Consider the following 23,842-nt stretch of genomic DNA (forward strand, 5'->3'; position numbering starts at 1 on the left):
CCGCCGGGGGGGGGGGGCCCTCCGCCCCGCCCGGGGCGCCACCGTCGCCCCCCGCGCGCGCGCCCCGGGGGGGGGGCGGGGGCGGGGGCCCCGGGGGGGCCCCCCCCCCCCCCGGGGCGGGGGCCCGCCCCGGCTCCGTCCGCCCCGGTGCGGCGGCGGTCCGTCGCGCTGCGAGGATGGGTGAGTTCAGGAAGTTCAGCCGACCGCAGCCGGTCGGCCGGGGCCGCGGGGGATACACCTGGATGGCGCCCCGGGAGAAGCAAGGGAGGAAGAACGTCATGGTGGTCACGCTCGCCAAGGGCGGCAACGTCTCGCTCACCAAGGCCGCGCCGAACCTGACGCAGGTCCAGATCGGCCTCGGCTGGTCGGCCCGTTCGACCACGGGCGCCCCGTTCGACCTCGACGCGAGCGCCCTGCTCTGCGGCGGCGGGCGAGTGCTCGGCGACGAGTACTTCGTCTTCTACAACAACCTCAAGAGCCCCGAGGGCTCGGTGGAGCACCAGGGCGACAACCTCACCGGCGGCGACGACACGGGTGACGACGAGGTGGTCCTGGTCAACCTGGACCTCGTCCCGGCGCAGGCCGACAAGGTGATCTTCGCGGTCTCGATCTACGAGGCCGAGGCGCGGCTCCAGAACTTCGGGCAGGTCCGCAACGCCTACATCCGGGTCGTCAACTCGGTCGACGGCCAGGAGATCGCCCGCTACGACCTGTCCGAGGACGCGTCCAGCGAGACTGCGATGATCTTCGGTGAGCTGTACCGCTACGCGGGTGAGTGGAAGTTCCGCGCGGTGGGCCAGGGGTACGCCTCCGGCCTGCGCGGCATCGCGCTCGACTTCGGCGTGAACGTACAGTAAGGGCGGAAATCGGACTTGTCGCACCCGACCCGATCATGAGAACAGAGGGCAGTGCGGGGGTGCCCTGACCGGGCGAGGCCCGGTCAGGGCGTCTCGGGGACGAGGCCGCCCCCGGCACGGCCAGAACCCGAAAGGTAGTCAACTCCCGTGTTCCTCCGCACATTCGGCTGGTCGTTCGCGATCACCGCCATCGGCCTGGTCGCGGCCGGACTGCTCTGGGGAGCCCAAGGCTTCGGCATCGTGCTGATCCTCTCCATCCTGGAGATCTCCCTGTCGTTCGACAACGCGGTGGTCAACGCCACGGTGTTGAAGCGGATGAACCCGTACTGGCAGAAGATCTTCCTGACCGTCGGCGTGCTCATCGCGGTCTTCGGCATGCGCCTGGTCTTCCCGCTGCTGGTCGTCGGCCTCACCGCCAAGCTCACCCCCACGACGGTCATCGACCTCGCGCTGCATTCCGACAAGACCCACGACGGCCTCACCTACGGCCAGTACCTGGAGGCGGCCAACCCGGCCATCGCGGCCTTCGGCGGCGTCTTCCTGCTGATGATCTTCCTCGACTTCATCTTCGAGGAGAAGGACTACAACTGGCTGGCCTGGATCGAGCGCCCGCTGGAGAAGGTCGGCAAGCTGGAGGCCTTCTCCAGCGTCGTCGCCCTGGTCGCCCTGCTGCTCGCCTCCAACTTCTTCGCCGAGGAGCACGCGGAGACCGTGCTGCTCGCCGGCGTCCTCGGCCTGGTCACCTACCTCGCCGTCAACGGCCTCTCCTCGATCTTCGAGTCGGGCCTGGAGGCCGAGGAGGAGCGCGAGGAGGAGGCGGAGAAGTCCGGCAAGTCGATCGTCCAGGTCGGCGGCAAGGCCGCGTTCTTCCTCTTCCTCTACCTGGAGGTCCTGGACGCCTCGTTCTCCTTCGACGGCGTGGTCGGCGCGTTCGCCATCTCCAGCGACATCTTCCAGATCACCCTGGGCCTCGGCATCGGCGCGATGTACATCCGCTCGCTGACCGTCTTCCTGGTCCGCAAGGGCACCCTGGACGACTACGTCTACCTGGAGCACGGCGCCCACTACGCGATCGGCGCGCTGGCGGTGATCCTGCTGGTCGGGATCAAGTACCACATCCCGGAGATCGTCACCGGCCTGATCGGCGTGGCCTTCATCGGGCTGGCGCTCGGCTCGTCGATCCTGCGCAACCGGCGTGAGGGCGCGGACGAGGAACCGGAGCTGGTCGGCAGCGGCAAGTAGTCCGCAGGGCAGACGGAACGGCCGCCTCCGGGGATCCCCGGAGGCGGCCGTTCGCGTGTCCCCGGTCGTACCCGTGGGGTGCCGGGGTCAGCCGAGCTGCTGCTCGATCGCGCGCAGCTTGCGCTCCAGCGAGTCCAGCTTCGGCATCGAGAGGGTGTCGTCGTCGGCCGTCAGGTCGACGGTCGAGTCGCTGCGGGACGACCCGGTTCCGGAGGCCGAGGAGGACGAGGAGGACGAGGAGGACAGGGAGGACGAGTACGACGAGTACGAGGAGCCGACGGCGGCGCGCGGGCGGCGCCCGGCGTCCAGGGCGGCCGGCTCGAACGGGTCGGAGGACCGGTGCGAGGACGGGTACGACGAGGAGGAGGCCGAGTACGGCGAGGAGGCCGAGGCGGTGGCTTCGGACTCCGCGGCTAGGGCAGGCTCCGTAGCGCTCGGGCCGTCTCCGGCAGCCGTGAGGGCGGGCACCTGGCGGCCGCCGCGGCCCCGGGAGAGCATGCCGCCCTGGCGGGAGATGGCCTTCAGCTCGGCCCGCTCGCGGCGGTCGGCGGTACGGGCGCGGGCCTTGGCGTCCAGCTTCGCCTGACGCTCCTCGCGCACCTCCTCGACCGCCTCGTCCAGGCTGCGGACGTTCTCCAGCAGCATCAGCGACCAGGCCGCGTAGGTCTCGCGCGGGGCCCGCAGCCAGCGGACGATGCGGATCTGCGGCAGCGGACGCGGCACCAGGCCCTGCTCGCGCAGCGCGGCCTTGCGGGTCTGCTTCAGCGCCCGGTCGAACAGGATCGCCGCCGAGATCGACATGCCGGAGAAGAACTGCGGGGCGCCGTCGTGCGACACGCCGCGCGGGGCGTGCACCCAGTTGAACCACGCCGAGGCGATCGCGAACACCCAGACCAGCAGGCGCGAGCCGAGCGCGGCGTCACCGTGGCTGGCCTCGCGGACGGCGAGCACCGAGCAGAACATCGCGGCGCCGTCCAGACCGAACGGGACGAGGTACTCCCAGCCGTTGGACAGGCCCAGGTTCTCCTTGCCGAAGCCGACCAGGCCGTGGAAGGAGAGGGCGGCGGCGACACCGGCACAGCAGAACAGCAGCGTGTACGAGGAGATGCCGTAGATCATCTCCTTGCGCCGGCGGCGCTCCTCGCTGCGCTCCCAGGAGTCGCCGGACTCGTCCTTCTTCGAGCTCTTGAAGCGCAGTGTCGCCATCAGGACGGCGACGAACAGCAGGGCTGCGCCGCCGACGACGGTCCAGACCAGCTGTATGGAGGTCAGGTTCATTGCGGGTCGGGCCTCGGGTTTCCGCAGGGGACAGGATCACAGCGCGACACAGGCGGTCAGGACCCGCCGCGCGGGCACCGCCTGACGGATCGTTCGTCGCCGCACGGCGTGCCCGCCGCGACCGCGCAGGGGCGGACGGGACACCTGTGCGGCTAGACGATATCGCGTCCGAAGTGGCGGCATGTTACGGGAGGGCGGCTTCCTCCGGCCAATCGACCCGCCGGTGCGGCCCGGTTGGGTAGCGGAGGGTCCGGACGGGGTATCCGACGGCCGGGCCGATGCCCGATCATTGGTCGGCGGACCGTCAGAACGCCTGGCGGGAGCAGGGGGAGAGGACTGGATGGTCTCGATCTGGGAGTACCTGCGCGGGGACAGGAGCTACACCTTCGACAACCCCGGGGGTCAGCACAAGGTCATACTCACCAAGTCGTCCCCGCAGCACGCGATCACCGGGTCGGCGGCCACCACCGGCTACCTCTACGTCAACCTGCACTGGACGATGACCGCCGGGGGCGGCGCCCGGCCGAGCGCCCGGGACTCCGTCAAACGGTTCTTCAGTCCGCGGATCCTGCGGCCGCTGGAGCCGGACTCGCCGCAGGGCAGCGAGCCGACGAACGTCGACCTCGACCTGGCCTGCATGTACGAGCTCTCGGACGGGAGCACGGGCGTGGTGCAGCCGCTCGGCGGGCTGTTCGGCGACCTCCAGAACGCGCCGTACGTCAAGCTCAGCGGCGACGACCAGTACGGGGCGCCGTCCGGCGAGACGATGTACGTCAACCTGGAGAAGAAGGACAAGTTCAAGCGGCTGCTGATCTTCGTCTACATCTACGACGGCACGCCGGCCTTCGAACAGTCGAACGCGGTGATCACGATCGTGCCGCAGACCGGGCCGCGGATCGAGATCAAGCTGGACGAGCGGGCCCGGGCGGCGCGCTCCTGCGCGGTGGTGCTGATCGAGAACGCGGGGGACAACCAGCTGACGGTGCGCCGCGAGGTGCGGTACGTCAACGGGTTCCAGGCGGACATCGACCGGCTGTACGGGTTCGGGATGCAGTGGCAGCGCGGGTACAAGAGCGACTGACGGGGGTCGGTGGTCCCGCGGCGGGGCCTGGTGCGGGTGCGGCTTCGGGTTCCGGGGCCGGCGGGGCCGGGATCGCCGGGCGGCCCCGCCGGGGGCGTCAGCGGGGCTGGAACTGCGGGCCCTGCGGGGGCAGCGCGAACTCCTCGCCGGTGGCCGCCGGGGGCTGGGCCGTCGGCGGCTGCGGCTGGACGGGCTGCGGTGGGACGGGCGGCTGCTGGCCGGTGCCGGGCTGCGGGTAGCCGTAGCCCGCGGGGCGCTGCTGCTGCGGGGCGGGCTGGTTCGGCTGGGGGTAGCCGTAACCGCCCGGCTGCTGCTGGTAGGGCTGCTGGCCGGTGCCCGGCTGCGGGTAGCCGTAGCCGCCGGTGGGCTGCTGCTGGGGGTAGCCGTACCCCGGGGTCGGCTGCTGGGGGTAGCCGTAGCCGGTGCCGGGCTGGTGGCCCGGGGGAACGGTGGGCGGCGGGGGCATGGTCGGCGGGGCCGTGGGCGGCGGCGGCGGGGTCGTCGGCGCGGGCGACGCGCTCGCGGCGGCGGCCGGGGCCGGTGCCGCCGGAGCGGTGGCCGGGACTGGTGCCGGGGTGGCGGCCGGGGGCTGGGCGGGCGGTGCCTGCGGGACGGCCGGGGCCAGCGTGAAGGTGCCCGGCTCGGGGGTGGTCGGGCGAGGGTCCGGCAGCGGCATGCTGCGCGGGTCGAGCATGCCGGCGGACGGGGTGGCGGTGGAGCCGGTCGCCCGGGCCGCCGCCGGGTCGGCCTCCGCGTCGTCCACGGTGATGCCGAAGTCGGTGGCGAGTCCGATCAGCCCGGAGGTGTAGCCCTGGCCGATCGCGCGGAACTTCCAGGCCCCGGAGCGGCGGTACAGCTCGCCGGCGACCAGGGCGGTGACGTTCTCGGCGTCCTCGATCCGGAACTCGGCGAGCGCGGGCGCGCCCTCGCCGGCCGTGGCGTCGAAGAGCAGCAGGCGCAGCCCCGGCACCGAACGGAACGGCCCACCCTCGGAGGAGCCGGCCAGCACCACGCGGTCCACGTCGGCGGGCAGCTTGCCCAGCTCGACCTCGACCGTGTCGATGATCTCGGCGCCGCCGGAGGTCTGCTGCTTGGGCAGGTGGCGGACCAGTCCGGAGGGGTGGCGGGGCTGGTTGTAGAAGACGAAGTCGGCGTCCGAGCGGACCTTGCCGGTGGCACCGAGCAGCAGCGCGGAAGCGTCCACGTCCGGCGCACCGGGCGTGGCGCTCCAGCGCAGCACGGCGCGGACCGCCGCCGCCGGCAGTGCGATGTTGGCGCCCTTGGCCATCACGTGCGTCATAGCCGACCATCCTGCCTGTTCGCCACCCCTTCGGACAACGTGACCGGACCGGTCCGCGCCGGGTCGGACTTTGCCAAGACTTGCGCTTTCCGAGGTTTGCCGCCGTCGTTTCCGAGGTCCGGACCCGCCGCGACCATGATCGTCGAAGTGGACCGGGATGTTCCGGGAGTTCAGTGCCGGGGAACCGGGACCGGCCGGATCCCGTCCGTACCATGGGCGGTCGAAAGGTCCCCGGGGGTTCGACGGAGGGGCGTCCGGCGGAGGCGTGCCCGGGAACCATGGCGCCCGGTCGGCCGGTTGACCAGGGTGTCGTCGGCAACGGGCCGGGGGCCGGTCCACTTCCTGGAGGAGAGCACCTTGCGCCATTTCGGCCACCTCGCCGAGGACGTACGCGGCCGGCTCTTCCTGGAACAGCCGCGCCCGTTCACCGCGCGGAGCGAACCGTCGGTGCTCGCCACCGCCCTCGGCGGCACCCTGTACAGCCCGGCCACCAGGCCGGCGCTGGCCGCCGACATCCGTAAACTGGCTGGTCGGGGCGTGGTGTCGATGGTGCTCTGCCTGGAGGACGCGATCGCCGACCACGAGGTGGACGCGGGCGAGCGGAACCTGGTCGAGCAGTTGAATGACCTGGTCAAGGATTTCACCGACTGTACACAGAGCCATCCCCTCCTCTTCATCAGGGTCCGTGCCGCCGCCCAGATCCTCGACCTGGCCGAGCGCCTCGGACCGGCCGTCGAACTGCTCAGCGGCTTCGTGCTGCCGAAGTTCACCCCCGCGAACGGCGGCGAGTACCTGGCCGCGCTGGCCGCCGCCGAGGCCGCGACCGGGCGGCGGCTGTTCGCCATGCCCGTCCTGGAGTCGCCCGAACTCGCCCACCTGGAGACCAGGCGGGACCAGCTCTTCGGCATCGCCGAACTGCTCGCCGGCCACCGCGAGCGGGTGCTCGCCGTCCGGCTCGGCGTCACCGACCTCTGCTCCGCGTACGGGCTGCGGCGCTCGCCCGACCTCACCGCGTACGACGTGGCGCTGGTCGCGGCGGTGATCGGGGACGTGGTCAACGTGCTCGGCCGGGCGGACGGCACCGGGTACACCGTCACCGGGCCGGTCTGGGAGTACTTCCCGGTGCAGGAGCGGATGTTCAAGCCGCAGCTGCGCCGGACCCCGTTCACCGGGGCCTCGGTGCCCGCCGGGGCCGGAGCCCTCCGGGCCTCCGGGGAGGAGGTCCGCCGGCGGATCATCGACCACGACCTGGACGGGCTGATCCGGGAGGTCGAACTCGACCGGGCCAACGGCCTGCTCGGCAAGACCTGCATCCACCCCAGCCACGTTCCGGCCGTGCACGCCCTCTCCGTGGTCACGCACGAGGAGTACTGCGACGCCCGGGACATCCTCCGGCAGGAGCAGGACGGCGGCGGGGTGCTGCGCTCGGCGTACACCAACAAGATGAACGAGGCCAGGCCGCACCGGGCCTGGGCGGAGCGGGTGCTCCTGCGGGCGGAGGTGTTCGGGGTGGCCCGGGAGGACGTGAGCTTTGCGGAACTGCTGTCGGCCTGTCTGTGCGACTGACTCCCGGACGGCCGAGTCCCGTGTGGCCGGCTTCCGCGTGGCCGGCTCCCGTGTTGCCGGCGCTTGGACGGTCGGCGCCCGTGTGGCCGGCGCTCGGACGGTCCGCTTCCGTGCGACCGTCTTCCGGACGGCTGATTGTTCCCGTGGTCGAATCCGAGCCGTTTCCCCCGGTTTCCGTAGCGCGGATATGACGAACGCACCATCGCACCATCGAAGGCAGGACCAGCAGTGACAGCAACACCGCAGACGTGGACCGGCCGCTGGGTCGCCGACCGGGCCGGGATCGCGCTGACCGGCTCCGCGCGGCTCCCCGAACTCGTCGGCCTGGCCCTCCGGGAGAACCGCAAGCGCGCCCACCTGCTGGTCTCCAACGTGCTCGGCAAGCACGTCCCGCAGCGGCCCTCGGTGGTCCACGGCGCCGGGCTCGAACTCGGCCGACGGGTCCGCGAGCTGCTCGGGGCGGAGGCGGCTGCCCGGGCCGTCGTGCTCGGCTACGCGGAGACCGCCACCGGCCTCGGCCACAGCGTCGCCGACGGCCTGGACGCCCCCTACCTGCACTCCACCCGCCGCCCGGTGCCCGGCATCACCCCGGTCGGCGGCTTCGAGGAGGAGCACTCGCACGCCACCTCGCACCTGCTGCTCCCGGCCGACCCCGGCCTCCTCGCCGGGAACGGACCGCTGGTGCTGGTGGACGACGAGTTCTCGACCGGGCAGACGGTGCTCAACACCATCCGCGAACTGCACGCCCGCCACCCGCGCGGGCACTACGTGGTGGTCGCCCTGGTGGACCTGCGCTCCGCGGCCGACCGGCGGCGGCTCGACCGGACCGCCGCCGAACTCGGCGTCCGACTGGACCTGGTGGCCACCGCGAGCGGCGGCGTCGAGCTGCCGGCGGACCTGCTGGACCGGGCCGAGCGGCTGATCGCGGAGGCGGGCGCCGTCACTCCGGAGGTCGGGCCTTCGGCGGCCGCCGCCGCGCCGCTGGTCAGGGTCGGGCTGGACTGGCCCGCCGGGCTCCCGGACGGCGGCCGGCACGGCTTCACCGCGCGCGACCGCGCCCGGCTGGACGCCGTACTCCCCCGGCTGGCCGGGCAGTTGGCCGAAGCCCTGCCCGCCGGTGCGCGGCGGGTGCTGGTGCTCGGCTTCGAGGAGCTGATGTACGCGCCGCTGCGCCTGGCCGACGCCCTCGGCGAGCGGCTCGGCGGCGACCGCGTCCGGTTCTCCACCACCACCCGCTCGCCCGTCCTGGCGGTGGACGACCCCGGCTACGCCATCCGCACCCGGCTCGCCTTCCCCGCCCACGACGACCCGCAGGACGGCGGCTCGCCCGAGCGCTACGCGTACAACGTCGCCCCCGGCAGCGACCCGGCGCGGCGGTTCGACGCCGTGGTGCTGGTGGTGGACGACGTGGCCGACACCCCGGCGCTGCACGAGGGCGAGCGCGCGCTGCTCGGACAGCTGCGGCGGGTGACCGACCGGGTGGTGCTCGCCGTGCTGCCCTCGCACCGGCCGGTGCCCGGGGCGGCCGCCTCGCTGCCCGTGCCGTCGCCGTCGCCGTCGTCCTCGTCTTCGTCTTCGTCTTTGTCTTCGTCTGCGCTGGCGCCGGCGCCGGCGCCGGTCGTGCTCCCCGTGCCGTTGTACGGGCCGGCGTTCTCCTCGTACCCGGCCGAGGAGGTGGCCTGGCTGCTCAAGGACCTCTCCGGGGTCGCGCTCGAAGCCCCGACCGAGGAGCGCGAGGAGGCCGTCCAGAGCGGCGGCGCGCACTACGCCGAGTCGCTGCCGGTCGAGTACCAGCCCGGCCCCGGGTACCAGGCGCTGTTCCACGAGGCGCTGCGCGGCTCCGCCGGCCGGATCGCGCTCGCCGTGGGCACCGTCGCCGAGACCCTGCTGCGCGAGCGCGGCCCCGGCCTGGTGCTCGCCTCGCTGGCCCGGGCCGGCACGCCCGTCGGCATCCTGATCCGCCGCTGGCTCGCCTTCGCGCACGGCCTGTCCGTACCGCACTACGCCGTCTCGATCGTGCGCGGCCGCGGCATAGACCCGGTCGCGCTGCGGTACCTGGCGGCCCACCACCGCACGCGGGACGTGGTGTTCGTGGACGGCTGGACCGGCAAGGGCGCGATCACCCGAGAACTCGCCGACGCCTTGGCCGGCACCGACTTCGACCCGGACCTCGCGGTGCTCGCCGACCCGGGCCGCTGCGTGCGGACGTACGGCACCCGGGACGACTTCCTGATCCCGTCCGCCTGCCTCAACTCCACGGTCTCCGGGCTGGTTTCGCGCACCGTGCTGCGGGCCGGGCTGATCGGGCCGGACGACTTCCACGGCGCCAAGCACTACGCCGAACTCGCCGGGAGCGACGTCTCGGCGGCCTTCCTGGACGCGGTGGCCGCCCGCTTCGGCGAGGTCCGGGCCGCGGCGGTCGAGGGCGCCGACCGGCTCGCCGCCGACCCGCACCGGACGCCCGACTGGGCGGGCTGGGCCGCCGTCGAACGGATCAGCGCCGAGTACGGCATCGACAACGTCAACCTGGTCAAGCCCGGCGTCGGCGAGACCACCCGGGTGCTGCTGCGCCGGGTCCCCTGGCGGATCCTCGCCCGGCGCGGCGCCGGTGCCGACCTCGACCACGTCCGGCTGCTCGCCGCCCAGCGCGGCGTCGAGGTCGAGGAGGTGGACGGGCTGCCGTACACCTGCGTCGGCCTGATCCACCCCCGCTACAGCCGCGGGGCGACCGGCGGCGACGGGCGGGCCGTCACCGACGGGCGGGCTGTGACCGACGGGCGGGCTGTGACCGACGGGCGGGTACGGACGGACGGGCACGCCGTGCCCGAGACTACGGGGAGGGAATCCTGATGGGTGTTCTGGTGGCGAGCGACCTCGACCGGACGCTGATCTACTCCGAGCGGGCCATGGCCCTGGCCGCGCCCGACCGGCTCGCGCCGCGGCTGCTCTGCGTCGAGGTGTACCAGGGGCGGCCGCTGTCCTTCATGACCGAACGGGCCGCCGAGCTGCTCACCGAACTCGCCCGGCAGGCCTGCTTCGTCCCGGCTACCACCCGGACGCCCGAGCAGTACGGACGGGTCAAGCTGCCCGGCCCGACGCCGGACTGGGTCCCCGCGTACGCGATCTGCGCCAACGGCGGACAGCTGCTGGTGGACGGCGTGCCGGACCGCGACTGGCGGGCCGAGATCACCGCGCGGATCGCCGCCGGCTCGGCCCCGCTGGAGGAGGTGACCCGGCGGCTCGCCCTGTGCGCCGACCCGGAGTGGACCCACAAGCGGCAGGTCGCCGACGAGCTGTTCGCCTACCTGGTGGTCGAGCGCGCCGCGCTGCCCGAGGGCTGGCTGGCCGAACTGACCGGCTGGTGCGCCGAGCGCGGTTGGACGGTCTCCCTGCAGGGCCGCAAGGTGTACGCGGTGCCCGCGCCGCTCACCAAGAGCGCCGCACTGGCCGAGGTCGTCCGGCGCAGCGGTGCCGACACGGTGCTGGCGGCCGGGGACTCGCTGCTCGACGCCGACCTGCTGCTCGCGGCCGACGCCGGCTGGCGCCCCGGGCACGGCGAGCTCGCCGACAGCGGCTGGACCGCCCCCGGCGTCACCGCCCTCACGGAGGTGGGGGTGACGGCGGGGGAGGAGATCGTCCGGCGGTTCCTGGCCGGGGCGGCGGCCCTGCCGGTCGGGGTCTGACCGGGGCGGCCCCCGCTCAGCCGCAGCAGCCGCCGCCGCAGCAACCGCCCCCGCCCCCGGCGGCGGGGGCCTGCTGGGCGGCGGCCGCGCCGCCCGTGACGGCGACGGTGGACAGCAGCTTCACGGTGTCCTCGTGGCCCTGCGGGCAGACGGCGGGGTCGTTGGCCTGGGCCATCGGACGGCGGAGCTCGAAGGTGGCGCCGCAGGAGCGGCAGCGGAAGTCGTAACGAGGCATACCGGCAGAGTACCCAGCCGGGTGCCCGCCGGGTCCCCCTCCTCCTGCTTCCCCCTTCTCCTCCTCCCCCCTTCTCCCTCTACTCCATTCCCCTTCTCGTCCTACCGGTGGCCGCCGAGGTCCTCGCGGATCAGTTCGATCACCCGTGCCGAGGTGTCCCGCACCGCCGCGAGCTCGGTCAGGAAGTGCCAGTAGTCGGGGTGCCGGCCGGCCTCCTCCAGCGCGGCCACCGCCCGGTCCAGCCGGGCCACCGCCTCGTCCAGCGGGGCGGCGTGCCGAGGGTCCGGCGCACTGCGGCCGGCCATCGCCAGCCGCTGCGCGTCCCGGATCGCGAAGCGGGCGCGCTCGATCTCCTTGTGGGGGTCGTGCTGCACCTCGTTCAGCTGCCGCAGCCGGTCGTTCACCGCGGCCACCGAGCCGTCGGCGGTCTCCAGCAGCGCGCGGACCGTCCCGATCGCACCGGTGGCGTCCGCCCAGCGCTGCTCGTCCCGCGCCCGGGCGGCCTCGGCGAGCTTGCGCTCGGCGGCGCGCCCGGTCTCCGCGACCTGGTCCGGCACCCGCTGGAGGTCCTGCCAGCAGGCGGTGCTGAACCGGCGGCGCAGTTCGCTCAGGGCGGGCGCGACCGTCTCGGCCTTGGTCTCCAGCGCCTGGATGCGGGTCCGCAGGCTCGCCAGCCGCCGGTCGATCTCCCGCGCCCGCTCCGGCAGCTGTCCGGCGTCGGCGGCGATCGCCTCGGCGCGCTGCTTCACGTCGTCCGCGCGCCGCAGGGTGTCCGCGACCCCGTGCCGGGCCGGGCCCTCGTTCAGCCGACCGAGCTCGGGCGCCAGTTCGGCCAGCCGGGCCGCCAGGTCGTCCGCCCGCAGGCCGGCGCCGCGCGCCTCGTCCAGCGCGGTGGTGGCGGCCAGCAACGCGCGCTTGGCCTGCTCGACCGCCGGGGTGACCCGCATCAGCTGCTGCTCGGCGTGCTCGACGGTCGGCTGCAGGCGCCGCAGGAAGTCGTTCAGCTCCGAGCGGGCCGAGCCGAGCTGGCCCTTCGCGTCCTCCAGCTGGCGCCGGGCCTGCGCGGCCGCGCCCGCGTCCAGGGTCTCGCTGTCCAGGTTGTGGGCGTCGAGCGCGGCCAGGTAGTTCACGGTCACCTGGTCGACCCGGCCGGAGATCGCCGCCAGGTCGGCCAGCGCGCGCTGTACCGTCTGGCCCTCCTCGGCCGCGCGGACCGTCTCCACCGCGAGCTGCACCTCGCGCTGGGTCTCCTCCAGCTCGTAGAACGCCTCCTGGGCCGCCGCCCGGGCCTCCCGGGCCTGCGCCCGTCCGCCCTCACCGCCGCCGCGCCGCCCCCACCAGCCGCTGCTCCCGGCCGAGGCCAGCCCCACCGCCGCCAGCGCACCGGCCAGCACCACCGGCAACACCAACGCGTCCGCCAACGCACTCCCCGCCCGACGCCGCCCCCGCCCGCTCCCGCCGGCCACCGTCACTGCGCGCTCCCTGCTCCGACCCGCTGATCCGGCCCCATTCTCCCCGATCCCCCCACCCGCCCGTCACCCCCTCCCGCCCCATCCACCCCCCGCCCCGCCCACCCGGCCCACCCCCTCACTCGCCACCTGTCCCACACCACCCCCGGGACCAGGTACCCTAGGCTCTCGTCGTGCGCCCACCGGGCCACGACCGGGGGCGCGTAGCTCAGTGGTAGAGCGCTGCTCTTACAAAGCAGATGTCGGCGGTTCGAAACCGTCCGCGCCCACCAGCCAAAATGCCCCGGACCGATCTTGGTCCGGGGCATTTGACATCTCAGCCTGACATCAGTGGCGCCGCTTGAGCAGCCGGTCCATGTTGCCGAGGGCCTCCCGCTGGGTGTCCTGCGTGACGTGGGTGTAGACGTTCATCGTCAGCCCGATCTGGCTGTGACCGAGGATTTCCATCACCACCCGCGGCGGCACCCCGCACGCGACGAGCAGCGTCGCGCACCCGTGCCGGGTGTCGTGCAGCCGGATCGCCGGGACCTCGGCGGCCTTGGACACCCGGACGAACGAGCGGTAGAGGTTGGTCGGCTCGACCGGCCGGCCGGTCCGGGTGGTGAAGATGTACCCGGTCTCCTCCCACTTCTCCCCGGCCGCGCGCCGGGCCTCGTCCTGCCGCATCCGGTGCCAGCGCAGGGCCGCCACGCAGATCCGGGGGAGCGGCACCGGCCGGCGCTTGCCGCTCTTGGTGGTGTCCGCGTACAGCTCGCCCCGGACGCGCTGCACCTGCTCGCGCACGACCAGCACCCGGTGGTCGAGGTCGACCTCCGACCAGCGGAGCCCGACGATCTCACCGCGCCGCATGCCGAGCGCGATGGCCAGCACGAAGGCGGCGTAGAGCGGATCGGTGCGGGCTGCGGAGAGGAACGTGAGCGTCTGGTCGAGCGTCCACGGCTTGATCTCACGGCTCGTCACCCGGGGCGGCGGGACCAGCATCGCGACGTTCCGCACGATCAACTCGTCCCGGCACGCGGCGCTCAGCGCCGAGCGGAGCACCCGGTGCGACTCCTTTGCGGTGGCGGCGCTGGACTGCTTTGTGACCTTCGCGAGGAACGTCCGCACGTCGCGCGGGCTCAGCGACTCCAGCCCCTTGGAGCCGAGCAGCGGGACCAGGTAGAGGCGCACGTGCGTCTCGTACTTGGCCTGCGTGGTCTTCTTCCGCTGGGGCTTGATGAAGTGCTCCAGCCAGTACGGCAACCACTCGGACAGCTTCGCCGACTTGGTGGGGGTGGCGATGCCCTGCTTGGCCCGCTCCACCAACTCCTTGCGCTTGCCGTCGCACTCGTCCCACGTCTTGCCGTAGACGAACTTGCGGGCCCACGTACCGTCCGGCTGGGGGACGTAGACAGCGGCCTGGTACCGGCCGTCCTTGCGCTTGGTTACGGTGCCGGCGCCGTTCGGGTTTCGCTTGGTCATTAGGCGTTCTCCTCGATCTTGGAGCGGATGTAGGAGGCAAGGCACTCGACCGGGATTCGGCGGGACCGACCTTCGGTGATGGTGCCGAGCTTCTTCGAGCGGATGAGGTCGTAGACCTTGCTGCGGCTCATCCGGAGTGCGGCCATGACCTCGGGCACGGTCAGGGCTTCGGGGATGGCGGTGGTCATGAGGCGGCTCCCGGGAGTTCGAGGCAGCGAAAGGGCGGAGCCGGTGTCGGCTCCGCCCTTCCTTCTCTGGGATCCGCTACTGCCGCTACTGCCGCTACCTCCCTGGTCAGGGGCATGTTTTTGGTAGCGGATTTGGTAGCGGTAGCGGATTGGTGCCGCTCCCGCCGAGGTGGATGGGAGCGGCGGGCGGCCTACGGTGCGGCGGCGGCCGGGGCGTCGGGTAGCGGATCGGTATCCGCTACCTCGGGCGTATCCGCTACCGGATACAGGGTCCTGACCTGCGCGGTAGCGGCAGTAGCGGCGGTAGCGGATTCCTGGGAACGAGGCGGGCGGGGCGGGCAGTACCGCAGCCACGCGTCGGACAGGTCCGAGGCGTAGTAGCCCTTGGCGCTGCTCTTGGGGCCGGTCTTGATGTTGCGGGGCTTGATGGGGTCGTTGTCGGCGGTGACGTAGTCGCCGAGCATCTTGGCGAGGGCGCGGGCGGTGATGGGCTTGCCGTCGAGGTCGGCCCACGGCGCGTCGTCCAGCTCGGCGAGCTTGCTCAGCAGTTCGGCGCTGAGCATCCGCTCGGCGCCGTCGAAGATGTCGCGCAGGTCGGTGAGGAGGCGGATGCCGACGCTGCCCTTGTCGTTGGCCTTGGAGGCGGTGACGAGTTCGACGCAGGCCTTGCGGGCGCGCTTGGGCCAGTGGCCGCCGGCGGCGTCGGCGACGGCGAGCAGGGGCTCCCACACGTCGGCGGGGCGGTCGCTGATGCCTTCGGGCAGCTCCGGCCACACGTCGTGGAGCTGGTCGCGGACGCTGCTGGCCCACTCGGCGAGGCGGTCGCGCAGCTTGTGCCCCTCCGCCCGGTGGATGCGCTCACGGTAGGGCTCAACGCGCTCATTGGGGGCCCGGCGGCGCATCCGGATGACGACGGAGCGGCTCATGATGGTGTCGGGCAGGTCGCCGAGCCCGGCAGTGGCGAGGGCGGCGTAGACGGGGAAGGGCTGCACGGTCTGGGTGCCGCCGTCGCCGACGCAGCGCAGGACGACGCCGGAGCGGCGGTGGCCGGAGTTGATCAATCCGCGCAGGTCCTCGTTGCCGGCGGCCTTGGAGCCGAAGACGGTGTCGATCTCGTCGAACAGCACGGTCGGGCGGGCGTCGGCGTCGGAGACGGTGCGGAACAGCGCGGCCGGGCTGACGTCGGTGGTCAGCACCGGGCGCGGGGTGATCGTCTCCATGATCTCCAGGGCCCGGGTCTTGCCGGATCCGGGCTCGGGGCTCAGGAAGGCGATGCGCGGGGTGGACTCGAAGCAGTCGAGCAGGTGGGTGTGGGCGTCCCACAGCACGACAGCGGTGTACGCGGCCTCGCTGGGGAAGACGTTGAAGCGGCGGTGGAACTCCTCGACGGCGTCGAGCAGGGCGGCGCCGTCCTCGGGGCCCGGCCGGTCGGGGGTCTTGGTGCTCTTAAGGGGGGAGTTCGGGAGGCTCATGCGGCGTCTCCGGCCGGGTTGTGGGCGATGGACCAGTTCAGGGCGTTGGTGATGGTCGCGTCGGCCTCGCGCGCAGTGAGGCCGGCCCGCTCGGCCGCCCCCTTAAGAGCCTGTTCGACCTCACCCCGGCTGAGCTTGCCGTTGGCGACGAAGCGGCCCAGCGCGCGGGCGGCCCGGGTGAGGGTCCAGTTGCGGGTGCCCTCGGTGGCGTCGGCGACGTTCGCCGTCTCGTTGCGCAGGGCGGCGTCGACGTACGCGGGCCGGTTGCCCGTGGTGCGGCGGTCGAGCCGGAAGGGCGTGGTGACGGGCCTGGGTGGCGGGGTGAGGAGGCGGGTGATCCAGCCGGGCAGGGGCGCCGGGGCAGTGTCACGTCCGACCTCGTAGCGGCGCCCGTCGACGGTGCTGCCCGCGGCGACGACGTAGCCGCCACCGGCCCGGGTGTCGATGAGCCAGCCCAGCCCGGACCCGTGCTGACCGGCGGTGTTGCGCAGAGCCGTCCCGGCGGGGGCGGTGAAGTAGAGGTGCAGGCCGCCCGAGGGGGTGATGACGCTGTAGGTGTCGTCGGGGAAGGGCTGGCCGTTGCGCTCGCACAGTGCGTACAGCACGTCGAACCCGTCCGCCACCTGCTCGTTGGCCCATTCCTGGGGCGGGACGGCGCCGGGCTTGGGGGTGTCGAGGTCGACGACGACCAGGTTGGACGGGCCGGTGGCGAGGCCGACCCCGTACGGCCCGTGCAACCAGGTCCGGCGCACGATGCCGGGGTCGAGGGTCGCGCGCTGCTCCCAGCCCTGGTGGCCGGTGGTGCAGGGGCCGGTACGGGGACAGGTCGCGGCGGGGTGCAGGGCGGGGCGCTTGCTGCGGGGCAGCAGGGGGAAGACGTGCCAGCCGCGTTCGACGGCGTTGAGGGCAGCGTTGAGCAGGGGGTTGCCGGTCACGGCGAATCCCTTCGGCGGGTCGGGCCCGGGGCCGGGGAGGTCGGCCCCGGGCGAGAGGTGCGGGCTAGAACAGGGAGTCCGGCTCGGCGGCCGGGGCGCTCGCCTGCTGGGCCTTGGCGGCGGCGCGGCGGGTGGCGTCGTGGCACTCCGGGCACCACGCGATGAGCGCGGTCTTCGGCAGGGCGGCGGCCTTGTGCGGGGGGAGGAGCAGGTCGGTCGGCTCGGCGGGGGCGGCGAGCAGGCGGACGGGGCCGGTGCCGTGGCGGCGGCCGTAGCCGCCGTGGACGGTCTTGCAGCGCCCGCCGTCCTTGTCGTGGTTCTTGCCGCAGGTGCCGCGGCACTGGCAGCGGCCCGCGGCGGCGGCGAGGACGACCAGCCACAGGCCCCGGCTGTCGCCGAGCGGTGGGACGCGGGTGGTCATGCCGCCGCCTGGTGGCCGTGCTGGGCGAGGTACTGGCCGGCGATGTGGTGGGTGTAGGCGGGCGGGATGGCTTTGCGGGCTTCCTGGTTGGTCATCCAGGTGCAGCCCATGGCGTCGGCGTACGCGCGTTCCTGGCTGTGGTCGAAGGCGAGCAGGCCCCGGCGGTGCCAGCAGGGCGGGACCAGGTCGGCGGTGGCGCCCCAGGAGGTCTCGAACGCGCGGTGGCGGCGCACGCGCAGGCCGAACTGGGTGCCACACAGCAGGTAGTCGCGCCGGACTGGGGCTTCGGGGACGTTCTCGATCACCCAGGGGCGGCCGGTGGCCTCCATGATGCGGCGGCCCTCCGGGACCAGGTCGGGGTGGTCGGCGGGGGTGCCGCGCCACCTGGTGACGGTGGCGTAGTGCTCGCACGGCCAGGAGCCGTGGATGAGGTCGAACTCGTGGCCGTGCTCGGCGACGAACTCCAGGGCGTCGGCCTGGACGAACTCGAAGGGGTAGTTGGGCTGGGGAGCGATGTCGACGCCGACGACGTCGAAGCCCGCCAGGTGGTAGCCCATCGAGGCGCCGCCGGCGCCGCAGCAGGCGTCCAGAACGCGCGGGTGGCGTAGGGGGTTTCGGGACATGTGACCTCCGCAGGTCAGGAACCACCCGTCGGCGCCCTGGCGGAAGGCGGGCGCGGGCAGGGTGGTGTCACAGGGGTGGTCTAGGTTGTGGGGACCGTGCGTGTGCGCGCGGCCGAGGGGACATGCAGCGGATGGGGGCTGGTGTGGCGACGGCGTGGCTGGTCATGGCGGTGGGCGACGACCGCTCGCACGGCGGTAACGACGGGTACGACGACGACCCGGCGCGCCACTACAGCTGGGACAGCACGGTGCCCAACAGCGAGCGCCCGGCGGTCGGGGACGTGATCGCGCTGTGGGACAAGAAGTCCCTGCTCGGCGTGTCGGTGATCGAGGACATCGAGGTCGGGCGGGCGGAGAAGGACCGCTACACCTGCCCGCTCCCTGGCTGTGGGAAGGCCGACTTCAAGCCGCGGAAGAAGGAACGGCCGGTCTACCGGTGCAACAAGTGCAAGGGCGCGTTCGACGTGCCCCTGTCGCGCCGCGAGCAGGTCACGACCTACCGCACCCGGCACGACACCGCGTGGGTCGACATGGCCGGCGCCCTGCCCGGGGCTGTGCTGCGCTCGTTGTGCGACAAGCCCTCGCAGCACAGCATCCGCAGCATGCGTTGGGAGCGGCTCCGGGAGGCCCTGGCCGGGGTGGGGGTGACCGCGTCGGTGACCGTCACCGAGCAGGCCCGGCGGGCGATCGCAGGTGGTCACCGGGAGCGGGTCGTGCGTGCCCGGGTCGGGCAGGGCGCCTTCCGTGCCCGGCTGCTGGAGCGGCACGGGGCGGTGTGCGCGTTCACCGGCCCCGCCCCGGCCACCGTCCTGGAGGCCGCGCACCTCTACAGCTACGCGGCCAACGGCGAGCACCACGACAACGGCGGCCTGCTCCTGCGCCGGGACGTACACCGGCTCTTCGACCTCGGGCACATCGCAGTCGATCCCGGCAGCATGGTCCTCGACCTGACGCCGGAACTGGCCGCATACCCGGCCTACGCGCCGCTGCACGGCGCGACGCCCACTATCCCGCTCCAGCGTAGCCGCGCCTGGCTGGAGGCCCACTGGGCCCAGCACCGCAGCTGACGACGACGCTCCTTACGCGGCGGCCTGTCGGGCGTGCCAGGCAAGCCACTGGGCTGCCTGGCGCCCGATCCACTGGGTGTAGGCCGGAGGGATGGCCTCGCGCAGGCCGTCGCGGCTGGCCCAGGGCATGCCCATCACGGCCTCGCTGCGGGCGAGCGGGACGTTGGAGAAGTTGCCGACGACATGCATGAACTCGCCCTCGCCGACCGGGCGGCCCATCTTGGCCACTGGCGCGGTGTGCACGGGGTGGTGAGGGCTGCTCAGCGGCAGCATCGGGCTGGTTTCGAACCAGCGGTGGCGGTAGGTGCGCAGGCCGAACGTCGCCCCGCACAGCAGGGCGTCGCACCGCAGCGGGGCGCCGGGAACGTTCTCCATCACCCACATCCGCCCCGTGCCGCTCAGTGCCTCGCGGGTGGCCTCGACGAGCAACGGGTGGGTGTTGCCCTGGATGCGCTGGGTGGCGCTGTAGCCCTGGCACGGGCAGGACGCGTGCACCAGGTCGAAAAGGCGGCCGTGCTCGGCGATGAACCGGACGGCGTCGGCCTGGACGAAGGGGAACGGGTAGCGGGGCTGGTCGGCGATGTCGACGCCGACGACGTCGAATCCGGCCAGGTAGTAGCCCATGGAGGCCCCGCCCTGGCAGCAGAACGCGTCCAGGACCGTGTAGCCGTTCCAGGGGCGGGCGGGCAGCCAGCCCGCGGCCGGGCGGGCCGCGACAGTAAGGGCGAGAGCGCTCACCGGTAGCCCCCGTCCTCGGCCTGGTGGTGGTCGAGCCAGGCGAACGCCGAGGTGGTCTGTGCGCGGTAGTAGACCTGGAGGGCGGCGCCGGGGACGCTGCCGGGGTGGACGCGCGGGTTGACGAGGCTGGCGTACAGGCGCGTGCCGTGGTGGACGCAGGCCTTGGCGGTGTCGCCGTGGCGGTCGAGGATGGTCACGGCGTCGCGCGGGCCCTCGCAGGGGCTTTCGTCGCCGAGGTGGGCGGCCTCGCAGCGGGGCTGCGGGTCGGTGGTGCTTCCGGACATACTGGGGTCCTCTGGTCTCTGAGAGGGGATCGGATAGCCCCGCAGCAAGCCGGCTTCTCTGCCAGGATTCGGCGGCTGCTGCGGGGCGTTTGTGCTGTTCGGGGCGCGGTCCGGCTAGAACGGCGGCTCGGTCGAGCCGCCGGCCGGGGCGCCGCCCCACTCGCCGCCGGGCGCGGCCGGGGCGGCGGTGGACCACTCGTCGGCCGGGCGGGCGGTCGGGGCGCCGGTGCGCTGGGCCTTTGTGACCTTGGCGGTGGCGAAGCGCAGGCTGGGGCCGACCTCGTCGACGTCGAGGCCGAGCATGGAGCGGTTCTCGCCCTGCTCGGTCTTCCAGTTGTGCTGCACGAGACGGCCCTGGACGACGACGCGCATGCCCTTGGTCAGGGACTCGGCGATGTTCGTGGCGATCTCGCGCCAGGCGGTGGCGCGCAGGAACAGCGCGGTGCCGTCCTTCCACTGGCCGGTGGCCTTGTCGTAGGTGCGGGGGGTGGAGGCGACGGTGAAGCGGGCCATGGCCACGCCCTGCGGGGTGAAGCGGAGTTCGGGGTCGTCGGTGAGGTTGCCGACGACGGTGATCGGGGTCTCTCCCACGGACACGGGTGCCTCCCAGGGCATCGGTGGTGTCGGGAGCGGGTCTGCCCGTCCCCCGCGCTACCCGGGCCCCGCCGCTGGCTGCGGTGGCGGTTCGGGCGGCACGGCCGGTCTGGCAGGCCAGGGCGTTAGAACGGCGGCTCGGTGGAGTAGACGGGTTCGGTCCAGCCGAGCCAGCGGCGGGCGATCCCGCGCGGGACGGGCAGCAGGTGGCGGGTGCGGTCGGGGTTCCAGCAGGTGCAGTGGACGATCTCGGTGCCGGCGTACTCGCCGGTGTCGTAGTCGCCGTAGTCCTCGGTCCAGCCGCCGGCGCCCTCGCACTCGGCGCACTTCGGGTTGGGGGTATCGGTCAGCTTGATCGCGGGGCGCGGCCAGGTGACGTAGCGCAGGCGCAGGCGGGCCATGCGGGTTCCTCTCAAGGTTCAGCGGTTGCGGTTGGTGACGTTGACGCTCACGTTCACGGCGCCCTGACCGCCCCGGCCGCCCCCGCCGCCGTTCTTGAGCAGGTAGAGGACGCCGAGGGCGGCGACGAGCAGGCCAAGGCCGGTGGTGGCGGCGGCGAGGGTCTGGAGCAGGAAGCCGACGCCGAGCCCTCCGGCGCCGACGCCGATGCCGCCGGCGAGCAGACGGGCGGGCCACGGGTCGCGCGCCGGGACCGGCGTCGGCAGCAGGGCGGGGGTGTGCTGGGCTGGCAGGTAGGCGAGGGCGGGCCCGGGGTGCTGAACGGGCGCCGGGAGCGGCGCGGACGGGTGGTAGAGGGCGAGGGGCGCCGCGGCGGGCGCGGTGGCGTAGTAGGGGGTGCCGTCCGGGGTGTAGAGCACCGGGGCGGCGAACGACTGCGGGGCGGTGGTGTGGTCCACGGTGCTTCTCCTGTCGGCGGGCTGGTGGTGGGTCAGTGGAGGGTGGCGACGTAGTGGGCGATGGAGTCGAGGGCACTGTTGACGGGTCCGGCGAGGCCGGTGCCGGCGATGGTGAAGCCGGACAGCCAGATGAGGACGGCGCTTCCGGCGCTGACGCGCTGGGAGCGGACGAGGACGACGGTGATGATCGCGAACAGCAGGGCGGAGGAGACGGTGACGATCACGAAGGGGGTCCTTCCGGGCGCTTCGGGTCGGGTCCCGGGGCGCGGTCGACGGGGGTGCGAGGGTGGTCAAGATCAGGTGCCAGAAGGGGTGACAGAGGGGTGACAGTCGCCGACTGTCACCCCTCGCGCGCACGCGTTACCTGGGGAAATCGGCCCGGGGTGACAGTCACCGACTGGCGCCTGTCACCTGACAGCCGGGCTCAGGCGGCGGCCGGCTGGAGCGGGATGATCTCGTAGCGGCCGGCCGTGTCGGTCTCGCGCAGACGGCCCTTGATGACCATCTCGGAGACCTGTCCGGAGACCCACTGGCGGGAGCGGTGGAAGCGGTCGCAGTGCTCCATGAAGTCGACCGGGCCGATCTCGGTGCGGCCGGCGGCCTCGAACTCGGCCAGGATCTCGGCCATCGCCTGCCGGGCCTCGTTCTGGCCGAGCTTGGTGCGCGGCGGGACCTCGAACGGGGCGATCTCCACCACCCGTTCGACGGGCGGGAGTTCGGCGTCCGGGTCGATCCACTCGTCTTCGTCCTCGCCGTCCTCGTCGGGGTTGAGGTCGTAGTCGTAGTCCACCGGGGCGTTCTGCTCGTAGATGCCGTCGTCGTCCTCGCCCGCGGCGGCGGGCAGGGCGGGGAGCGGGTGGCGGGTGCGCTGGGTGAAGGCCGGGCCGACCGCGAGGGCCGCGGCCTTGGCGGTGACCGGGTCGCACTGGGCGCGGACGGCGGCGAACTCGGCGACGGCGCGGGTGATGGCGTCGACCGGGGTGAGGTAGGAGCGGCCCGGGGTGGCCCAGAACGTCTCCGGGATGCCGTTGGCGGTCAGGTAGGAGTAACCGGGCTTCTTGTCCTTCCATGCCTGCGGGGAGGCGCCGGCGTCCATGGCCTCGTCGGGCAGGGCGAACATGGCGTCGCGGTCGTCGCGCAGGCCGAACACCCAGCTGGAGCCGAGGGAGGCGCGGGTGTCGGTGCTGATCTGCGTTCCGGAGGCGCGCTGGAGCGAGATGACGATGCCGATACCGGCGGAGCGGGCTTCCTGGGCGGGGCCGGTGAAGACGTCGTCGTCGGTCTCGCGGATGGTCTTGGCGGCTTCCTCGGCCCAGTAGATCAGGTAGGGCATGCCCGGGGAGCCGTCCGCCTGGACCTCGGCGCAGGCGGGTTCCCACTGCTTGTAGCCGTACTTGGCCAGCCAGGAGGTGCGGGCCGGGATCACGGCCTTGAGCGCCGTGATCTGGGCCTTGGTGTCGTCCATGGTGAGCGCGGCCCAGTCGATGGCCGGCAGCAGCGGGCCGAGGGTCTGCTCCGCCTTGGCGGGGTCGGACGCCCACACGATCACGTCGCGACGGGTGATGACCTCGGTCAGCGCGGTGAGGCCGCCCTCGGACTTGCCGGAGCCGGTCATCCCCATGATCAGCAGGTGCATGGCGTTGCGGCCGGCGTCGGGGTCGCCGGGGAAGAACATCGCCATGTCGGCGCCGTCCTCGTAGATCCCGACGTGGATCGGGTCGGCGATGGAGCCGCCCGGGTAGGACGGGCCGGGGTAGGGGGCGCCGGCCTTGAGCAGGTCGTTGGGCACCACGGTGAGCACGGCCTTGGACGAGTCGTCGGCGTCCGGGGTCATCCGCACGGCGTTCTTGGCGACCCGCAGCGCACTGGCGAGCTTGGGCAGGGCCTTGGACACGTCGTCGGGCGTCAGCTCACCGCCGGGGAGCTGGAGACCGAACGTCGCCTTGTTCGGCTGCACCGTGGCCGAGGTGACCATGGTCTTGGCCAGCCCGACCTTCTCCAGCAGCCCCTTGTCCGCGCCCTCGCCGGCGCCCTCGGGGTTGACCCGCAGCAGCTGGCGAATGTTCCACGTCGCCGCGAGGGCCGATCCCCCTATCAGGTAGAGGCTGGGCAGGGGGCCCGCGGCGGGCCCGGCGAGGGCCGCGGCGGTGAACCAGGACGTTCCGGCGGCGACGGTGATGGCGGAGTGCAGGCGGCGCTGCTGGCTGGTGGGCTTGCCCGCCCACCAGGTGGCCGTGGTCAGGCCGAGCGAGGCGAGGGTGAGCCCGACCGCAGCAGCCGCGGACTCGCCCCACATGACGTTCGCGGGCAGCGACAGGATGCCGGTGCCCGCGGCGACGATCCACGGCGGCAGGTAGGGCTTCATGCGGTGGAGCAGGTACTCGCCGACGCCGCCGGCGTGCTGGTTGGGGTCGAGTTGCAAGTACCCGGCCTGCTGGCCGGTGTCGAAGTGGGCGAGGGTCTGGGGCTGGTGGCGGCGCACGGGCGGCCT

24 protein-coding genes and 1 tRNA gene are annotated in these 23,842 nt (G+C 73.2%); 8 read left to right on the forward strand and 17 right to left on the reverse strand.

Annotated features, from left to right (window positions below; genetic code table 11):
• The first annotated feature begins 278 nt into the window (after nucleotides 1-278).
• Both ACFY0X_RS03930 and ACFY0X_RS03935 read left to right on the forward strand, forming a co-directional pair.
• The gene (locus ACFY0X_RS03930) at nucleotides 279-857 is read left to right on the forward strand and encodes a TerD family protein (RefSeq protein ID WP_387748474.1); all 579 of its coding nucleotides are present in this window, start codon (nucleotides 279-281) and stop codon (nucleotides 855-857) included.
• Nucleotides 858-1,004: 147 nt separating this feature from the next.
• Complete coding sequence (locus tag ACFY0X_RS03935; protein ID WP_387748476.1) at nucleotides 1,005-2,099, forward strand: DUF475 domain-containing protein; 1,095 nt, start codon at nucleotides 1,005-1,007, stop codon at nucleotides 2,097-2,099.
• A gap of 87 nt (nucleotides 2,100-2,186) precedes the next feature.
• Here the strand turns inward: ACFY0X_RS03935 and ACFY0X_RS03940 are convergent, their stop codons facing one another.
• Nucleotides 2,187-3,377: a DUF2637 domain-containing protein gene (locus tag ACFY0X_RS03940; RefSeq protein ID WP_387748478.1), complete on the reverse strand. Its 1,191-nt coding sequence runs from the start codon at nucleotides 3,375-3,377 to the stop codon at nucleotides 2,187-2,189.
• Nucleotides 3,378-3,717: 340 nt separating this feature from the next.
• Here ACFY0X_RS03940 and ACFY0X_RS03945 point away from each other — a divergent pair, with 340 nt between their 5' ends.
• Entirely contained in the window at nucleotides 3,718-4,458 is a 741-nt protein-coding gene (locus tag ACFY0X_RS03945) for a Tellurium resistance (RefSeq protein WP_387748480.1), read from the forward strand.
• A 97-nt stretch (nucleotides 4,459-4,555) separates the two neighbouring features.
• Here ACFY0X_RS03945 and ACFY0X_RS03950 read toward each other — a convergent pair whose 3' ends face one another.
• Nucleotides 4,556-5,758 carry a TerD family protein gene (locus ACFY0X_RS03950; protein WP_387748482.1) on the reverse strand — a complete coding sequence of 401 codons (1,203 nt, stop codon included), beginning with the start codon at nucleotides 5,756-5,758 and terminating at the stop codon, nucleotides 4,556-4,558.
• 357 nt (nucleotides 5,759-6,115) lie between these two features.
• Here ACFY0X_RS03950 and ACFY0X_RS03955 point away from each other — a divergent pair, with 357 nt between their 5' ends.
• The 3 genes from ACFY0X_RS03955 (at nucleotide 6,116) to ACFY0X_RS03965 (ending at nucleotide 11,007) form a co-directional block, all read left to right on the forward strand.
• Nucleotides 6,116-7,324 (forward strand): HpcH/HpaI aldolase/citrate lyase family protein, encoded by a 1,209-nt coding sequence (locus tag ACFY0X_RS03955; protein WP_387748484.1) that lies wholly within the window; start codon nucleotides 6,116-6,118, stop codon nucleotides 7,322-7,324.
• Nucleotides 7,325-7,552: 228 nt separating this feature from the next.
• Nucleotides 7,553-10,174, forward strand: a complete 2,622-nt coding sequence (locus tag ACFY0X_RS03960; protein ID WP_387748486.1) for a phosphoribosyltransferase — start codon at nucleotides 7,553-7,555, stop codon at nucleotides 10,172-10,174.
• On the forward strand, nucleotides 10,174-11,007 hold the full coding sequence (locus ACFY0X_RS03965; RefSeq protein WP_387748488.1) for an HAD family hydrolase: 834 nt from the start codon (nucleotides 10,174-10,176) through the stop codon (nucleotides 11,005-11,007). Before ACFY0X_RS03960 ends, ACFY0X_RS03965 begins: the two co-directional genes overlap by 1 nt.
• Before the next feature lie 16 nt (nucleotides 11,008-11,023).
• Here ACFY0X_RS03965 and ACFY0X_RS03970 read toward each other — a convergent pair whose 3' ends face one another.
• The gene (locus ACFY0X_RS03970; RefSeq protein WP_359914456.1) at nucleotides 11,024-11,242 is read right to left on the reverse strand and encodes a zinc ribbon domain-containing protein; all 219 of its coding nucleotides are present in this window, start codon (nucleotides 11,240-11,242) and stop codon (nucleotides 11,024-11,026) included.
• A 101-nt stretch (nucleotides 11,243-11,343) separates the two neighbouring features.
• Nucleotides 11,344-12,663 carry a hypothetical protein gene (locus ACFY0X_RS03975; RefSeq protein WP_387748490.1) on the reverse strand — a complete coding sequence of 440 codons (1,320 nt, stop codon included), beginning with the start codon at nucleotides 12,661-12,663 and terminating at the stop codon, nucleotides 11,344-11,346.
• A 245-nt stretch (nucleotides 12,664-12,908) separates the two neighbouring features.
• Here ACFY0X_RS03975 and ACFY0X_RS03980 point away from each other — a divergent pair.
• Nucleotides 12,909-12,983: transfer RNA gene (locus tag ACFY0X_RS03980), tRNA-Val, on the forward strand.
• 55 nt (nucleotides 12,984-13,038) lie between these two features.
• On the opposite strand, the gene xerC is transcribed toward ACFY0X_RS03980, so the two are convergent.
• The 6 genes from xerC to ACFY0X_RS04010 form a co-directional block, all read right to left on the reverse strand.
• Nucleotides 13,039-14,172, reverse strand: coding sequence for a tyrosine recombinase XerC (gene xerC / locus ACFY0X_RS03985; RefSeq protein ID WP_387748492.1), 1,134 nt, complete (start codon nucleotides 14,170-14,172; stop codon nucleotides 13,039-13,041).
• Nucleotides 14,172-14,360 carry a helix-turn-helix domain-containing protein gene (locus ACFY0X_RS03990; protein WP_387748494.1) on the reverse strand — a complete coding sequence of 63 codons (189 nt, stop codon included), beginning with the start codon at nucleotides 14,358-14,360 and terminating at the stop codon, nucleotides 14,172-14,174. Before ACFY0X_RS03990 ends, xerC begins: the two co-directional genes overlap by 1 nt.
• A gap of 191 nt (nucleotides 14,361-14,551) precedes the next feature.
• Complete coding sequence (locus ACFY0X_RS03995) at nucleotides 14,552-15,832, reverse strand: DUF3631 domain-containing protein (RefSeq protein ID WP_387748496.1); 1,281 nt, start codon at nucleotides 15,830-15,832, stop codon at nucleotides 14,552-14,554.
• Nucleotides 15,829-16,767, reverse strand: coding sequence for a bifunctional DNA primase/polymerase (locus ACFY0X_RS04000; RefSeq protein WP_387748498.1), 939 nt, complete (start codon nucleotides 16,765-16,767; stop codon nucleotides 15,829-15,831). The genes ACFY0X_RS03995 and ACFY0X_RS04000 overlap by 4 nt, the downstream gene beginning before the upstream one ends.
• 64 nt (nucleotides 16,768-16,831) lie before the next feature.
• The gene (locus ACFY0X_RS04005) at nucleotides 16,832-17,188 is read right to left on the reverse strand and encodes a hypothetical protein (protein ID WP_387748500.1); all 357 of its coding nucleotides are present in this window, start codon (nucleotides 17,186-17,188) and stop codon (nucleotides 16,832-16,834) included.
• Nucleotides 17,185-17,811, reverse strand: a complete 627-nt coding sequence (locus tag ACFY0X_RS04010) for a DNA cytosine methyltransferase (RefSeq protein ID WP_387748502.1) — start codon at nucleotides 17,809-17,811, stop codon at nucleotides 17,185-17,187. Before ACFY0X_RS04010 ends, ACFY0X_RS04005 begins: the two co-directional genes overlap by 4 nt.
• A gap of 143 nt (nucleotides 17,812-17,954) precedes the next feature.
• On the opposite strand from ACFY0X_RS04010, the gene ACFY0X_RS04015 reads away from it, so the two are divergent.
• Nucleotides 17,955-18,878 (forward strand): HNH endonuclease, encoded by a 924-nt coding sequence (locus ACFY0X_RS04015; protein ID WP_387748504.1) that lies wholly within the window; start codon nucleotides 17,955-17,957, stop codon nucleotides 18,876-18,878.
• Nucleotides 18,879-18,890: 12 nt separating this feature from the next.
• Here the strand turns inward: ACFY0X_RS04015 and ACFY0X_RS04020 are convergent, their stop codons facing one another.
• The 7 genes from ACFY0X_RS04020 to traB form a co-directional block, all read right to left on the reverse strand.
• Nucleotides 18,891-19,502 (reverse strand): SAM-dependent methyltransferase, encoded by a 612-nt coding sequence (locus ACFY0X_RS04020; RefSeq protein WP_387749269.1) that lies wholly within the window; start codon nucleotides 19,500-19,502, stop codon nucleotides 18,891-18,893.
• Between the two features lie 110 nt (nucleotides 19,503-19,612).
• On the reverse strand, nucleotides 19,613-19,900 hold the full coding sequence (locus ACFY0X_RS04025) for a hypothetical protein (protein WP_387748506.1): 288 nt from the start codon (nucleotides 19,898-19,900) through the stop codon (nucleotides 19,613-19,615).
• A gap of 114 nt (nucleotides 19,901-20,014) precedes the next feature.
• Nucleotides 20,015-20,497 carry a single-stranded DNA-binding protein gene (locus ACFY0X_RS04030; RefSeq protein ID WP_387748508.1) on the reverse strand — a complete coding sequence of 161 codons (483 nt, stop codon included), beginning with the start codon at nucleotides 20,495-20,497 and terminating at the stop codon, nucleotides 20,015-20,017.
• Nucleotides 20,498-20,619: 122 nt separating this feature from the next.
• Nucleotides 20,620-20,895, reverse strand: a complete 276-nt coding sequence (locus ACFY0X_RS04035; RefSeq protein WP_387748510.1) for a hypothetical protein — start codon at nucleotides 20,893-20,895, stop codon at nucleotides 20,620-20,622.
• 18 nt (nucleotides 20,896-20,913) lie between these two features.
• Nucleotides 20,914-21,351, reverse strand: a complete 438-nt coding sequence (locus ACFY0X_RS04040) for a hypothetical protein (RefSeq protein ID WP_387748512.1) — start codon at nucleotides 21,349-21,351, stop codon at nucleotides 20,914-20,916.
• A 32-nt stretch (nucleotides 21,352-21,383) separates the two neighbouring features.
• Nucleotides 21,384-21,575, reverse strand: a complete 192-nt coding sequence (locus tag ACFY0X_RS04045) for a hypothetical protein (RefSeq protein ID WP_279095459.1) — start codon at nucleotides 21,573-21,575, stop codon at nucleotides 21,384-21,386.
• A 200-nt stretch (nucleotides 21,576-21,775) separates the two neighbouring features.
• Nucleotides 21,776-23,833 (reverse strand): plasmid transfer protein TraB, encoded by a 2,058-nt coding sequence (gene traB, locus ACFY0X_RS04050; protein WP_387748514.1) that lies wholly within the window; start codon nucleotides 23,831-23,833, stop codon nucleotides 21,776-21,778.
• Between the last annotated feature and the right edge of the window lie 9 nt (nucleotides 23,834-23,842).

The sequence above is a fragment of the Kitasatospora sp. NPDC001547 genome, assembly GCF_042894165.1.
Classification (GTDB): Bacteria; Actinomycetota; Actinomycetes; order Streptomycetales; family Streptomycetaceae; genus Kitasatospora.

Coding starts and splice junctions, on each gene's coding strand:
- ACFY0X_RS03930 (WP_387748474.1), top strand. CDS start 279: ATGGTGGTCACGCTCGCCAAGGGCGGCAACGTCTCGCTCACCAAGGCC.
- ACFY0X_RS03940 (WP_387748478.1), bottom strand. CDS start 3,377: ATGAACCTGACCTCCATACAGCTGGTCTGGACCGTCGTCGGCGGCGCA.
- ACFY0X_RS03945 (WP_387748480.1), top strand. CDS start 3,718: ATGGTCTCGATCTGGGAGTACCTGCGCGGGGACAGGAGCTACACCTTC.
- ACFY0X_RS03950 (WP_387748482.1), bottom strand. CDS start 5,758: ATGACGCACGTGATGGCCAAGGGCGCCAACATCGCACTGCCGGCGGCG.
- ACFY0X_RS03965 (WP_387748488.1), top strand. CDS start 10,174: ATGGGTGTTCTGGTGGCGAGCGACCTCGACCGGACGCTGATCTACTCC.
- ACFY0X_RS03970 (WP_359914456.1), bottom strand. CDS start 11,242: ATGCCTCGTTACGACTTCCGCTGCCGCTCCTGCGGCGCCACCTTCGAG.
- xerC (WP_387748492.1), bottom strand. CDS start 14,172: ATGACCAAGCGAAACCCGAACGGCGCCGGCACCGTAACCAAGCGCAAG.
- ACFY0X_RS03990 (WP_387748494.1), bottom strand. CDS start 14,360: ATGACCACCGCCATCCCCGAAGCCCTGACCGTGCCCGAGGTCATGGCC.
- ACFY0X_RS03995 (WP_387748496.1), bottom strand. CDS start 15,832: ATGAGCCTCCCGAACTCCCCCCTTAAGAGCACCAAGACCCCCGACCGG.
- ACFY0X_RS04005 (WP_387748500.1), bottom strand. CDS start 17,188: ATGACCACCCGCGTCCCACCGCTCGGCGACAGCCGGGGCCTGTGGCTG.
- ACFY0X_RS04010 (WP_387748502.1), bottom strand. CDS start 17,811: ATGTCCCGAAACCCCCTACGCCACCCGCGCGTTCTGGACGCCTGCTGC.
- ACFY0X_RS04020 (WP_387749269.1), bottom strand. CDS start 19,502: ATGGGCTACTACCTGGCCGGATTCGACGTCGTCGGCGTCGACATCGCC.
- ACFY0X_RS04025 (WP_387748506.1), bottom strand. CDS start 19,900: ATGTCCGGAAGCACCACCGACCCGCAGCCCCGCTGCGAGGCCGCCCAC.
- ACFY0X_RS04035 (WP_387748510.1), bottom strand. CDS start 20,895: ATGGCCCGCCTGCGCCTGCGCTACGTCACCTGGCCGCGCCCCGCGATC.